At 67.2% G+C, this 14,252-nt stretch carries 9 protein-coding genes and 1 pseudogene; 8 read left to right on the top strand and 2 right to left on the bottom strand.

The annotated features are described in order from the left end of the window. Window positions 1-48: 48 nt before the first annotated feature. Together BM419_RS20655 and BM419_RS33265 are read right to left on the bottom strand one after the other, a co-directional pair. Window positions 49-1,506: an FAD-dependent monooxygenase gene (locus BM419_RS20655; RefSeq protein WP_091927564.1), complete on the bottom strand. Its 1,458-nt coding sequence runs from the start codon at window positions 1,504-1,506 to the stop codon at window positions 49-51. Between the two features lie 114 nt (window positions 1,507-1,620). Next, the gene (locus tag BM419_RS33265) at window positions 1,621-1,839 is read right to left on the bottom strand and encodes an alpha/beta hydrolase family protein (protein WP_280141970.1); all 219 of its coding nucleotides are present in this window, start codon (window positions 1,837-1,839) and stop codon (window positions 1,621-1,623) included. Between the two features lie 650 nt (window positions 1,840-2,489). On the opposite strand from BM419_RS33265, the pseudogene BM419_RS31700 reads away from it, so the two are divergent. From BM419_RS31700 to BM419_RS20610, 8 genes and pseudogenes are all read left to right on the top strand, one after another. Continuing rightward, window positions 2,490-2,645: pseudogene (locus tag BM419_RS31700) on the top strand (IS3 family transposase); the annotation flags it as partial. A 454-nt stretch (window positions 2,646-3,099) separates the two neighbouring features. After that, window positions 3,100-3,921 (top strand): hypothetical protein, encoded by an 822-nt coding sequence (locus tag BM419_RS20640; protein ID WP_091927562.1) that lies wholly within the window; start codon window positions 3,100-3,102, stop codon window positions 3,919-3,921. Between the two features lie 301 nt (window positions 3,922-4,222). Then, the gene (locus BM419_RS20635; protein ID WP_020095892.1) at window positions 4,223-4,537 is read left to right on the top strand and encodes a hypothetical protein; all 315 of its coding nucleotides are present in this window, start codon (window positions 4,223-4,225) and stop codon (window positions 4,535-4,537) included. A 390-nt stretch (window positions 4,538-4,927) separates the two neighbouring features. Further along, window positions 4,928-6,577, top strand: coding sequence for an ABC transporter ATP-binding protein (locus BM419_RS20630; protein WP_056524280.1), 1,650 nt, complete (start codon window positions 4,928-4,930; stop codon window positions 6,575-6,577). Window positions 6,578-7,147: 570 nt separating this feature from the next. After that, window positions 7,148-7,657: an RNA polymerase sigma factor gene (locus tag BM419_RS20625; RefSeq protein ID WP_056524283.1), complete on the top strand. Its 510-nt coding sequence runs from the start codon at window positions 7,148-7,150 to the stop codon at window positions 7,655-7,657. Window positions 7,658-7,729: 72 nt separating this feature from the next. Then, entirely contained in the window at window positions 7,730-8,677 is a 948-nt protein-coding gene (locus tag BM419_RS20620; protein WP_091927561.1) for a FecR family protein, read from the top strand. Window positions 8,678-8,793: 116 nt separating this feature from the next. After that, complete coding sequence (locus tag BM419_RS20615) at window positions 8,794-11,427, top strand: TonB-dependent siderophore receptor (RefSeq protein ID WP_056524288.1); 2,634 nt, start codon at window positions 8,794-8,796, stop codon at window positions 11,425-11,427. Window positions 11,428-12,183: 756 nt separating this feature from the next. Next, window positions 12,184-14,252: S8 family peptidase (locus BM419_RS20610; RefSeq protein ID WP_244540815.1), on the top strand; the 2,069-nt coding region annotated here is incomplete at its 3' end.

Raw genomic sequence — 14,252 nt, 5'->3', positions numbered from 1 at the left:
CATGCGGCGAGGTCTGAAGACGAGCGCGGAGCAGGTGGTGCTCGGACCTTACGCGAGGGCTCGCAGATACTGCTCGGCGGTCTCCCACGCGCCGTCCCTCGCAGCCAGACCGATATAGCCGTCGGGTCGGACAACGATGAGGTCGGAACCGCTCGGCAGCGACCGACGCGTCGGTTCGAGCAGGCCGGGGAAGCGCTCGATCAGTTCAGCCCCACGCGTCGCGTCCGCCGCATAGAGGACGAAGCGCGGCTCGCTGCCGGCGCCCGGGGGCGGTCCCGCGTAGGCAGCAGGCTCCCAACGCGCCCCGGCGCCGTGTCCGAGGGAGAGCGGGCTGTCGGCATAGGCGATCTCGATCTCGCTCAGCTGCGTCGCCATCCGGTCGCGGACGACATGGAGGCCGAGCAGGAAGCGCAGCGCGAGGTTGCGCGCCGTCTGCGCCGCCGGGTTCGACAGCGTCGCCATGTCGGTCAGCCGGGTCGCGTTGCGCAGGACCAGCTCCCCGACCGCGCTGCGCTCTGGGCTGTAGCTGTCGAGCAGGGACGCGCTCGCTTGACCGCGCACCACCATCGCCAGCTTCCAGGCGAGGTTCACCGCGTCCTGCATACCGGTGTTCATCCCCTGTCCGCCTGCGGGACTGTGGATGTGCGCCGCATCGCCGGCGAGAAAGGCGCGCCCGCGCCGGTAATCCGCGACCTTGCGCTCGTTGATGCGGAAGTGCGTCAACCAGACCGGGTCAGACACGCGGAAGCCGCCGCCGGCGCGCTGATCGACGAGGGCTTGCACGTCGTCGAGGGTGGGCTCCGGCCGCGGGTGCGCCGCATCCGCCTTGCCCACCGTCGCGATGACGCGCGCCCGACCGCCCGGGATCGGGAAGACGACGAAGGGGCCGTCACGGTGCAGGTAGGTCGCGATCTCGTCCGCCGGCGGTGCGGCGGGCCCCTCGAGGCGCACGTCGGCGAGCAGCCAGTCGTCCCCCTGCGCCGAGCCGGAGAACGGGATGCCGAGTTTGTGCCGGACCGTGCTGTGAGCACCGTCGCAGCCGATCAGCCACGGCGTCCTCACCGTCTCCTCGCGCCCGTCGGCGTGTCGCACGCGCGCGTCGATGCCGTCTGCCGTCTCGGCGAAGTCGACCAGCTCGACCTGACGCTCGATCTCGACGCCGAAGGCGCCCAGGTGCGCGGCGAGCAGGCGCTCCGTCTCGCATTGTGGGATCATCAAGGCGAAGTTGTACGCGCTCGCCACGCCTTCCAGGCGCGGGCTGCCGAGCACCTTGCCGCCGCTGCGGATCGAGGCACCGGGAGCGCGCAGTCCCGCATCCAGGAAGGCTCGCGTGCAACCCATGCGATCCATGAGTTCGAGGGTGCGCGACCAGACCACGAGGGCCTTCGAGGTCTCCGTGGCGTGCGGGGCGCGGTCGATCAGGCGCACTCCGACGCCGTAGCGGGCCAGCTCCGCCGCCATGGTCAGACCGACCGGCCCCGCGCCGACGATGAGAATGTCCGTCATGGACCCGCCTCCCGCGCCACGTGGCTCGCTCGGTCGCATATCCTGAGGCGGTATCACCTCAGTCTCGAATTCGCCCAGCGGAGAGACCCGACCCTAAAGGGCGCCGTCCGGCGGTCAAGGCTCGCCGCACTCGCTCGGTGCCCGCACGTCGGCGGAGCGGTCACCGATCCGGTCGAGGGCCGCCGGCGCAGCGTCCTTGGCCATCGACAGATGTCCCACGCCAGGCACGCGGTCGAACTCGACCCGGCTGCCGGCTCGGCACAGCCGCGCGTGATACTCCTCGGTCACCCGCGGCAGCACGCGGTTGTCCGTGCTGCCCTGCGCCAGGAAGATCGGGATGCGCGGCGGAGCAAAATCAGGAGCCGCGTGAGAGCTGGAGAGCCGCGCCTTCGTGCGGCCTGAGCGGCATCCGGCCTGTGCTGCACGTCACCGCAATCTCTGGAAGGTCGCCTACAATCCTACACAGTTCGGCGGGCCGACGTAAACGCGGATCTGCTAGACGCCACCGTGCATGCAGAAGGTGTGGGATAGTGAAGACGTTGCTCGCAGCCGCCATACTTCTCGGATCGACGGTCGGCGCGATGGCGGTCGAGTCGTACGGGGATTACCGTGACTATTTCGATGCGAAGCCCGTGACCGCGAAGTGCGCGCCGCGCAGCGCTTCCCGGAAGATGGCTCCCATCGACATCACCACGGACCTGAGCGCGGTGCGACGCCGCGCCGATGGCGACCGCCGTGAGATGTACCGCTACGACACTGGGTCGAGGCTGATCGCTGACATGAGGCCTCGCAACTGGGACGGCGGGCATGTTCCCGTGCAGCCGCACAGTTGGTCGCCGGATGGCTTCTGGAGCCCGATGGTACAGTCACACGAGGGGCGCGAGCGGCCCGACCAGTCATTCGAGGGGCGGGGACGGCCCGAGCGATTCCGATAATGCTGCGTCCTGTAGGGCGCGATGGACGCTGCGGCGTGAGATCTTGAGCGCTCGTTCGAGGCGGTCGAGTACGCCACCCTCGAATGGGTCGACTGGTTCAACCACCGGCGGCCGCTCCAACCGATCGGCACGCTGCCTCCCGCCGAGACGGAAACCCGCCGCTTCTGCCGAAGCCGAGGTCCGAGCCTTGGGTGCCTGACCTGAACCGGACAGGCTCCGGGAAAGCCGCCGCGGTTCACTGCGGGTGACGGCGCAGGCCCGCAAAACCATAGACCTCTGTGGGCTTGTCCAGCGGACTAGCTCATCGCCGTGGCGTGACGACGCCTGTTACGCGGCGTACAGAAACACAGGCGCTTGCGCTGCGCGGACTCGGGTTTGTCCGACGGGTCTGCGACGGTTGCCGAAGTCAGAGCGGGAACGCTGGTGGCTCGCGGCAATGAGCAAGCCTAACATTCGCCTACCATACAGGGCCGAGTTCCTGCTGAACCATAGCTGGTGACGTCGCTTATTCGCGGACGTGCGACGAGGTCGTCGGATGAAGTCCTTATCCCATCTCTTTGTGGCCGCATCACTGGTCGGATTTTACAGCATTGGGTGCGCGCGAGGGCATGCTCCGGGACTGGGTGACGCACGTGGGGCCATCGTGCGTCCCGCGGCCATGAAGCTGTTTGACGCCGAACCCGTCTTTCCTCGGGTCCCGGCGATCATGCCAAGTCCGTGGATGCCCCTCGAGGTTGGGCGGACCATGGGGGCGATCTGCAAGCCCCACGACGCGGGCGGAGGGACCTCGTTCCTCGGGCTTCATTTCGACGATTACTGCTTCGGCCCGGCTCCTGAGCATGTGGCACACGCTGTCTTGGCCCTCCCTGTCCGAGCGTTCGACCTCGAACGTGACACGCGCCGTGAGGATCTGCGCAAAGCTTTTTATCTGGCGGCTCCCGGCTTCGGGCGCCGTCCTGACTTCACGCTGGGGGCCGGCGCGTTCATGGTCCGCAGCTTCGAGGGAGCGGACCCCCGAGACACCGTGTACCTGATCTGGCCCGTACGATGCGACGAGGGTGAGGCGGGGTTGGATTGCCACAACGGCATGGGTCGGAAGGCTTTTCGGTTCGCTGCCGACGGCGCCTTGCGGGATGTCAGTGCGGACGTGCTGCCGACGGATCCGGTCCTGAGCTCCGACGACCGCGTGCGTCAGACGAAGTACGGCGGCAGCGTCCTGTTTCTGCTCGACGACAAGCTGCCTTATGCGCCCACCATGCGCTGGATCATGGAATTCGATCCTGACTCGCCACCACTCGAGAAGGACGATCCGAAGGCCGCGGGCCCTTGGGCCCACTTCGGCTTCGTCCACTGGACCGGTTCTCGTTTCGAGCTCGTCGATCGAATTACCCGATCGCAATGGCCGTGTCGCAAGCTCAATGACGCCCCGGCCTGCTCGACGTATCCCGACGGCTTCGAGGATCCCTTTGTCATCCCGTGAGCGGAACTCTCGAAGTGGAGGGTGGGGCGGTGCCATCGCCGGAGCATTTGCTGCTCAGGATCGACGGTCCGCCTCTCGATCCGAGTGACGCTCGTCCTCTGTTCGCTCTCTCAGGGAGACGGTGATCGTCCCGACACTTTTGAATAGGGGCGCATCGTGGCTCTGTCGGGCGACCGTTGGCACGCGACAGAGGAGGTCGAACAGGCAGCGATGGAAGGACATCGGCGAAGGCGCACGCCCGCATGGCGTGCTCAATGTGGCCGGTTGCACCATCGACGCGGCCAACACCGGAGACACACCGTTGACCAGCCGTCCCAAGATCAGCTCCGTTCCGATCGTCCCCAGTGAGGTCGAAGGTACTCTCGAAGCTCCTGTCATCTACTTCGAAGCCACATCGACGCATGGCGTCGGAGGAGGCGTCGGTCGCCTCGCCCTCGAGATGATGCTCTCCGAGCCCAGCGCGGACGGCACCCCGATCAGTCGGCGAAAGATAGTCGTACACCTGCGCGGCCCGCTGGGCGCGTTCATAAGTCTGAAAGCCGCGATTGAACACATCGAGGAAATGGCCGCCGGCCCGCTCACGGCGGACATCGCGGAAGATGGGAAACCCAATTGAATCGCGTGCAGATCTGCGTCAAGCGGTGCTCTCGTACTCAGGTCCTATTGGTTCATTCCGGTTTTCCGAAAAATAGAACTTGTATTGATGCTTGGATCGGAGCAGGTCGAATTTCCGGATTGCGTGAGGGATAATCGATTGGCATGGCAGTATGTGATGTATCCCGCGCCGGACATGTAGCGTGTTGATATCGGGTATTCGATCGTCATCCGGTCATAGGGCAGAACAGGACGACTATCCGGGATAGTTGGCTGTTTGCCCGTCCTCTCCCGGACGGCGGATGCATCGCGGCGGACAGATCCAGTCGCGGGTTGCCGCGAAAAATCTTGCATTCCTCAAGCTTGCGAGGGATTCGAAAATCGCCCTCAGGATTTTCCTTGGCAATTTCGAATGATATCGATTCTGAACGCGTTGCTGCGAGCCTACTGGCGTGACGCCCGCCTGACGACCATCGCGGTGATCTCGGCCAGTTTGCTCGGTGCATTGGCCTCGATCTCGGCTCCGTACCTTTTCTCACGCGCCGTCGACGATCTGGCCCGCGGACAAGTGCGGTCCGACGCGCTCCCGCTCCTCATGTCCTACGCATTTCTGTTCGGATGCGCGAAAGCTCTGGGCATTGGATCACGGTTCCTGATCGTGCTTTGCGCGGAGCGTCTATCGTTCATTGCAAATACGGCCTTCTTTGCGCGCCTCCTACACAAGACGCCAGCCTTCTTCCTGGAGCACAACGCCGCGGAGATCGGGACTGCCCGTCAGCAGGGAACCCAGACGCTGAACCTCATCACCCAGCTTGGGCTCGGAGGCTTGCTCCCTGGATGCGTCCAGATCGCCTTCAGCGTCCTAGTCCTCGGCAACCTCGTCAGCTGGGACATAGCCCTGATCATATTCATCTACGGCGTGGTCGTGATCGCGCTCGACTACACGCGTATCGGCAAAGTCAAACCCGCTCTCAATGAGGCGATGAATCAAAGTCAGGCCAATGCGCGCCTGGTCGGCAACGCCATCGCCGTCATCGACACCCTGCGCCAGACACGCGGCGAACGATGGATCACCGAGCGCTTTACTGCCAGCGCGGGTGACGCCTTCGCGAATTTGCGGCGCTACGCGCTGGTGAGCAGCGCCTTCTGTGGGCTTCTGGGCATCGCTGCAGCCTTGCAGTTGACGGTCACGTTCCTGATCCTCGTCCCCCGGTTCGAGGGCGGCCTGATCTCGATCGGCGGCATCGTGCTCTTCAACACGTTGCTGATCCAGTTGAATGAGCCGTTCCACATGGTCGGCATGGCCATCAAGGAGTCGGTCGAAGCAGCGGCCCGCTTCCGGCCCTTAGCGATGATGTGGAGAGCACCGGAAGAGCTCGAGCCCGCCGATCCGCTGCCCTACCGGCCGTCCCTCGGCATCGTCGCTTTCGAGAACGTCAGCTTTCGCTACGCCAATGGTCGTGGCGTTGCCGACCTCTCCTTCGTCGCTCGCCGCGGCACGCCGACCTTCCTTACGGGTGAGACCGGTGCAGGCAAATCAACCGTCGTTCGCCTGCTGTTGAAGGGATTGCAACCGAGCGGCGGCCACATCTTCGCCGACGGAACCGACCTGACTCGCATCGCGAGCGATGATTGGTTCAACCATGTCGGCGTCGTGCCGCAAGAGGTGACACTGCTCAACGATACGCTGTCGGCCAACATCGTGCTGGGCCGTCCGTTCGACGCGGAGCGCCTCCGCCGGGCCTCCGCGCAGGCCTCCATCCTCACGCGCATCGAGGCCATGCCGGAAGGGTTTGAGACCGTCGTGGGCGAACGGGGCCTCAAGCTGTCGGGCGGTGAACGGCAACGCATCGCCATCGCGCGGGCGCTCTACGGCGAACCGGCGATTCTCGTTCTGGACGAAGCCAGTTCGGCCCTCGACGACGAGACCGAGCGGCACATCATGGACGGCTTACGTGACCTTGTTGACGGGTTGACCATCATCGCCGTCACGCACCGCACCTCCATGATACGGCCAGGAGATCAGAACGTCCGCCTGTCGGCTTCCCCACCACGGGCGTAGCCGTCTGAGATGGGCCGACAGTTGAAGGGCGGCTCCGGGTGGAATGCCGCCATTTTTGCTGTGGGACGGCAGATGTAGCGAAGCGGATAATAGCCGCACGGACCAAGTCCGACCCTTTTCAGACCCTCGCAGCGCCAGAGTGCAGGCCGCGTTGCGAGGCGAAGGTGCGTGGCCGGAACGGGCGGCTCCGCGATCGGCCGGGTTCGAGCACCATGTCGAGGACGTGGGCGTTCGACGTCTGACAGAAGGCCGCCCCGGGACGCTGAGCGCGTCTCGACCACGAACGGCGCGAAGCCGGGTCCCAGAACGCCACCGGCATGCCCCGATCCATGCCGCAGATTTGCAACAGAACATGGAAAACAGCCGTCCTACTAGAACTATTCCAGTTCAAGGCCCTGCATTCGCATCGCTGTTTCGCTGCGGCCGAACAAGCGTTTGGCTGAGAGCAGGTGCATCAGTTTAGATCGGCTAAAAGCGTTCAGAACGCTTGCGTCTATCCTCGGCGCGACAGTCTAATCGGTCGGCGCCGCGCGCTCGTGTGCGTCGGCGAGGCACCTGAGGATTGGAGTTATGGCGGCGGTATCATTGGATGCCCTACATCGCAGTGAGAACCTGAACCTCCAGCGGTTCCTTCTTCGCAAACTCGGGAACCCTGCCGACGCAGCCGACGCCGCGCAGGAGACGTATCTTCGCCTCGTCAAAGCACTCACGACCACCGACTTAGAGCATCCGCGCCTCTTCCTGTTCCACCTCGCGCGCAACGTCGCCGCCAATCTCGGCAAGCGCCGCCGGTTCGAAGCGCGCCTCTTCCGATCCATGACCGATCTCGAACTGTCGAGCGTCGTGGACGGGCACGCCCAGACCGAGACGCAGGTGATCGCCCGCGAGCAGCTGCGCCTCGTCGCGGCCACGATCGACGGGCTGCCGCCGCGCTGCCGGGAGGCGTTCCTGCTCAGCACCGTCGAGGGCCTCTCGAACGGGGAGGTCGCCGTCCGTCTCGGCGTCAGCCGCAACATGGTCGAGAAGCACCTCATCAAGGCGCTGCTGCACATTCGTCGCGCGTGTCACGAGTTTTTCTGATCGGGCACGTCAGAAGTTCGCGGCCTCGATGGTCTTCATAGGTCGGACGGGCGGAGCGGGCAGCGGGTCGACATGGAGGAGGAGCGCAAGCCCGCGGGCGACGACGAGGCCGCCGACGACCCGATCTACGCGCGGGCCGCGTTCTGGGTGGTTCGCCTGTCCTCCCCCGACGCGACCGACGCCGACCGGGCAGACTTCGAGACCTGGCGCGCCGCCGACCCGGCCCACGCCGAGGCCTACGCGGAGATGGAGGTGTGGCGGGGCATCGCCGGGCGCGTGCCCGATACGCGCCGGCGCAGGCGGCCGCCGCCGACGCGCCTCGTCGGTCTCGCGGCAGCGCTGGGCCTGTCCGGATTCATCACCTACGAGAGCGGGATCCTCGACCGTGTCCGCGCCGACGTCTGGACCGGGATCGGGGACATCGAGACGGCGCGGCTCCCCGACGGCAGCCGCGCCGCCCTCAACACCGACACCGCGCTCGCCCTGCACTTCACGGCCGCCGCGCGCGACGTCCACCTGCTGCGCGGCGAGGCGGTGTTCGATGTCGTGCCCGACAGCGCCCGACCCTTCGTGGTCTACGGCGGCGGGTTGCGGGTGCGCGCTGTGGGGACGCGCTTCTTCGTCCGGGCCGGCGGGGACACCGAACCGGTCGGCGTGGCGGAGGGGCGCGTGGACGCGTCGACGACCGCGGGCGCCGTGACCATCGGAGCCGGCGAGGTCGCCCTCCGGAGCGCCGACGGCCATCTGATGGTCGAGCGCGGCGATGTGGGGCGCGCCACGGCGTGGCGGGAGGGCAAGCTCGTCGTCACGGGGCAGCCCCTCGCCGCGGTCGTGGCCGACCTGAACCGCTATCGGCGCGGGCGCATCGTCCTGCTCGGTTCGGGGCTCGGCGCGCAGCGCTTCAGCGGGACGCTCGACATCCGCGACACCGACGACGCGCTCGACGTTCTGGCCGCGACGATGGGCCTGCGCGTCACGCGCCTGACTCCGTACCTCGTCCTCGTCAGGCGGCCGGCCTGACGAGGCGAAAAAACCGACGCGGGGAGGTCAGGAGTTTCGCGCCTCGATTGTCGTTTGTCCGTGAGGGCCACGGAGCGCGCGCCGAGCGCGCCGCCCTCCGCGGAACGGGGGCATGAATGGCGGTGTGGGATCTTGGCGGCACGCTCGGCCGCGCGCCGGGCGGTCCATGGCGCGGTGCGGCCCTGGCGAGCGCGTCCCTGATCGCGCTCGGGCAGGCGTCGGCCGCGCAGGACCGTTCGATCACCCCGACCTTCGTGCGGGCGGGCGAGCGGCTCAACATCGTGCCCGTCGCGACTGGCGATGCCGCGCCGCCGCGCGCGCTCTCGGAGCGGCGCGTCCGGCTCTCGATCGCGCCCGGCCCCCTCGAGCCGGCCCTGGCGAGCCTCATCGCGCGGACGGGCCTGTCGCTGGCTTACCGGACGGCGCTGACCGAGAACCTCGCGACGCGGGGCGTCGAGGGGGACGTCCTGCCCCTGGAGGCGCTGACGCAGCTGCTCGACGGGACGGGGCTGACCTACCGCGCGGCGAAGCACGCGACGATCACGCTCGTGAACCCGCGCTACGCCCAGGCGTCCCTGCCGCCGGGGGATTCGAACGCGCCGACGCCGGTCGGGGCGGCCGCCGCGTCGGTCACCCTCGACGAGCTCTCGGTCGAGGCCCAGCAGCCGACCTTCGGGACGACGGGCTTCGTCGCGACCCGGTCAACGGCGGGCTCGAAGGGCAACGATTCCATCCTGGAAACGCCCGCCACCGTCAGCGTCATCACCCGCGACGAGCTGAATGTCCGGGGCGTGCAGGACGTCAACCTCGCGGTCGCCTACACGCCCAACGTCCAGGCCGTCGACTATCCCGGCGGCCAGGGCGGTCCGACCTTCACGCTGCGCGGGTTCAACGCCAACAATTTCGACAGCGTCTACGAGGACGGCCTGCGCTACGGCTTCAACTCGTTCGACCAGAACATCGAGCCCTACGCCTACGAGCGCATCGACGTCGTGAAGGGGCCGATCTCGGTCCTCTACGGCCAGGGCCAGCCGGGCGGCATCATCAACCTCGTCTCGAAGCGCCCGACCTTCGTGCCGTTCAACGAGGTGTTCATCCAGGGCGGCAATTACGGGCGCGTCCAGGCCGGCTTCGACCTGTCCGGCCCGGTCGAGGGGGCGCCGCAATTCGCCTACCGGGTGACCGGCCTCGTCCGCAACGCCGACAGCCAGGTCAAGTACACGCCGGATGACCGGACCTTCATCGCCCCGGCTCTGACCTGGCGGCCGGACGCCGACACGTCGCTCACGGTGCTGGGCAAGTACGCCGAGTACCGCGGCGGCGGCTCGGAGCAGAGCCTGCCGATCGTCGGCTCGATCCTGCCGAGCGCGCGCGGATTCTTCCCGCGCAGCCCCTTCGTCGGGCAGCCGAACTTCAACACCGGCCTCCTGGAGAACAAGGAGATCGGCTACATCCTCGACCACAGCTTCGCGCCGGGATGGCTGCTGCACTCGGCCTTCCGGGCCTACGAGACCACCTCGAAGTTCGACGCGGTCGGCGCCAGCCCGGCCTTCACGCCGCCCGGTTTCCTCGCCGTCTCGGTCTTCCCGTACCTGCGCGACCAGTCGAGCCAGGGGCTCCTGACCGACAACTATATCCAGGGGCGCTTCGACACCTGGGACATCCAGCACGACGTCGTCTTCGGCGTCGGCTTCCAGAACTACTACCGCCGCGACGCGCGGACCTTCCCGAACGGCTACCCGACGATCGCCGCGAACCGCCTGATTGACCTGTACAATCCGGTCTACAACCTCGGCGTCGCCTTCCCGCAGCGCACGAACGTCTCGACCCGGGCGCTCCAGCAGCAGACGGGCGCGTATGTCCAGGACCAGATGAAGTGGAACGGCTTCATCCTCACGGGGAGCCTGCGCAACGACTGGGTCGACCAGCAGGTCCGGACCACCTTCAACTTCCCGAACCTGCCGGTCGCGACCCTCAACCGGACGACGGTCGACAACCAGAACTTCTCGGCCCTGAGCTACCGGGCCGCCCTGGGCTACGAGTTCGCCGCCGGAATCGTGCCCTACGCCGCCTACTCGACGTCGTTCAACCCGCAGATCGCCGGCCAGCGGGCGGACGGGTCGGCGCTGCCGCCCCGCGAGGCCAGCCAGATCGAGGGCGGCGTCAAGTGGCAGCCGCCCGGCACCAACGCGCTCGTCACCGCGTCGTATTTCGAGATCACGCAGACCAACATCCCCCTGGCCGATCCCCGCAACCCCGGCTTCTTCATCGTGACCGGCGCGGCGGAGTCGCGGGGCTTCGAACTGGAGGGCAAGGCGAGCCTGTTCGACGGGTTCAACCTGATCTTCGGCTACGCTCACCTCGACACGAAGGTCACGCGGAACGCGACCAACCCGGCGCTCGTCGGCAATCGCCTGCCGAACGCGCCGGACAACACCCTGTCGCTCTTCGCCGACTACACCTTGCCGCTGAACTCGCCCTTCGCCGGCTTCCGGGCGGGGGCGGGCGTGCGCTACGTCGGCGAGCGGACGGACGCCACCAACGTCGATCGCATCCCGGCCTACGCCCTCGTCGACGCCTCGCTGAACTACGACCTCGCCCAGCTGAACCCGGCCTGGAAGGGCGCAATCCTGTCGGTGAACGCCAACAACATCTTCGACCAGCGGTACTTCACGTCGGGCTTCTACACCGGCTACGTCTTCGAGGGGTTCCGCCGGAGCGTGTTCGGGACGCTCACCTATCGCTGGTAGGATCGTCGGACGATGACGCGCGCGGCGCCGACCGTCTCCGGGCGGCCGGGACCGGAGGGGTATCGGCGGGCGTCGGCCCGCCGCTTTACCGCCTCGCGAACCTTCCGCCTGTGTCTGTGGCCGCATGGCGGGAGCGGGCCGGTCGCGGCGCCGAGAAAGCCGAGCCGGTCGCCGCGATCCCGATCCTATGGTCCGGCCGTGTCACAACGCCATTCCGCTCCTGTGCGTCCTTCGAACCGCTACGCTTCGGTTTGCTCTGGGCGGTCGCCTGACCGCACGGGCCGATCCGAACGGCCGCCGCCCCCAGGAATCGCATGAGACCTCCTCCGGAGCTCGGCGGTCATGCGCGGGGCCGCTGGACAGGGCGGCCGCACGCGCCTGGATTGCGTGCCTCGCGGATCCGGACCGACGCTGAGCCGTCCGACGTGGCGGGGATCGAACGCTGCGCCCGCGGGTGTTCCGACCCGATCTGGCCGCACGGAACCGCGGCGCTCGGCCCAAGCTCGCACTTGCCGGGGGGCTATCCGTTCCAGAAAGGGGGATCCCCGTTTCAAGCTGTCGCGCGCGACGCCGAGTGTGGCCCCGATGTGATAGTTCGTCGAGGCCGCATTTTCTAAGCCCCGCGCAAAGCTTGCGACAGGCGTGACCGGGGTCAGTTCGATGGTCCGACAGTATATCGGTTCGGGGCCCGTGACCGGATCCTGTGATCCGAGCAGAGGTATCGGCTCCGGAACGCGGAAGCGCGGCCGTGTGCGGATGGGATTGCTGATCGGCGCCTCGCTGGGCGTGCTCGCACTCGCTCTGGGACCTGTGGTTGGACAGAGCCTGCCGGCGCGATCACCCTCGACCGCGGGATTGACGGCAGCGGATTTCATCCGGATGCCGGAGTATCGAGCCGATTGGGGGCTGGCCAAGATCGATGCCGCCACGGCCTATGCGCGCGGCTTCACGGGCCTCGGTGTTCTGGTGGCTGTCGTCGACAGCGGGATCGACCCGACACACCCTGAATTCATCGGCCGCATCTCGCCGGCGTCGCGGAACTTCATCCCCGGCGAGACGCGGCTCCGCGACACCGACCTTCCCACCGCCGATGATCCCATCGGGGGGCATGGCACGCACGTGTCCGGCACCGTGGCGGCGAGTTTCGACGGCCGGGGCATGATGGGCGTCGCTTTCGACAGCACGATCCTCGCCGCGGTCGATCTCAGATACGTCAATGAAGCGACGCGGTATGCGGCAGATCGGGGTGCCCGGGTTCTGAATGGCAGCTTCGGGGACGATTTTCGCTACGAGAGAACGTCCTACCAGACCTATACATTGAGCGGAGCGCAGGCCGAGTACGACGCCATGAAGTACGCGGCCGCGAAGGGCGTGCTCATGGTCCGAGCCGCCGGAAACGAGCATACGATCTACAATCAAGCCAGCTATAAAAACCCGATCAACGGCGGGCTTTTTCCGTATGTCAGCCCAGAGAACGCGAATGCGGGAGTGTACCGCTTCGTCGACAATGCGGGAAATCCGGTAGACCAAAGTCAGATCAGATTCTCCGGCCTCGACGGGTACGTCGTTTCGGTGGTCGCTTTGGACAGCAACAACAACGTCGCGGATTTCAGTAATCTGTGCGGCGTCGCCAAGAACTGGTGCATGTCCGCACCGGGGGTCGACATCTACTCAACCCTCCGAATGGGATCGGGTGAGAATCCCAACGACCCGAATTACGGGCTCAAGAGCGGCACATCGATGGCCGCACCGCACGTGGCCGGTGCTGCAGCCGTGCTGTTCCAGGCGTTCCCGTTCCTGACGGCGCCGCAGATCGCCCAGACCATGTTCACCACCGCCACCCATCTCGGCGACGGGCCCGCCAACGCCCCGAACGCCACCTTCGGCTGGGGCCTGCTCAACCTCGGCAAGGCCATCGACGGCCCGGGCCAGCTCACCTCCGACTGGACCGTCAACACCACCTACAACGGACAGGCCTATTACGGCCGCTTCGCCAACGCCATCTCCGGCGTCGGCGGCCTGACCAAGGTCGGGCTCGGCACCCTCGAACTCGCCGGCACCAACACCTATGCCGGACCGACCACCGTCGCCGGCGGCACCCTGTTCCTGTCCGCCAGCGGCAGCCTGACCTCACCGGTCTCCGTCCAGAGTGCGGGCACCTATCTCAATGCCGGCTGGACCCAGAGCAGCGTCAGCAATGCCGGCCTCCTGATCAACACCGGCACCATCTCCGGAGGTGCGACCAATGCCGGCACGGCGCTCAGCAGCGGCGTGATCGCCGGCGGCGTGGCCAACAGCGGCACGCTGTCCAACAGCGGCACCGTCGCGGGCGGCCTGACCAACACCGGCACGGCCCTCAACACCGGCACCATCGGCGGCGGCGCGACCAACAGCGGCAGCCTGATCAACGCCGGCACCCTCGCGGGCGGTCTGACCAACACCGGCACCGCCCTCAACACCGGCGCGATCGCCGGCGGCGTCATCAGCAGCGGCATCCTGAGCAACAGCGGCGCCATCGGCGGCGGCGTCGCCAACACCGGCCTCCTCGCCACCAGCGGCACGATCAGCGGCGGCCTGACCAATGCCGGCACCGTGCTCGCCAGCGCCGGTCGCATCGACGGGCCCATCGCCAACAATGCCGGCCTGCTCGCCGTCGCCGGATCCCTGGCCGGCACCGGCCCCTTCGCCAACGCCGCCGGCGCGACGCTCGCCGTCACCACGGGCGGCAGCTACAGCCTCGCCGGCCCCCTCGCCAATGCCGGCCTCGTCGCCGTCGCCCAGAGCGCCAGCCTCACCGCCTCCGGCGGCCTCAGCAATGCCGGCCT

This window comes from Methylobacterium sp. yr668, assembly GCF_900116245.1.
Taxonomy (GTDB): domain Bacteria; phylum Pseudomonadota; class Alphaproteobacteria; order Rhizobiales; family Beijerinckiaceae; genus Methylobacterium.
Note: the sequence above shows the minus strand (reverse complement) of the source record. Positions and strands in the feature narration are given on the sequence as shown.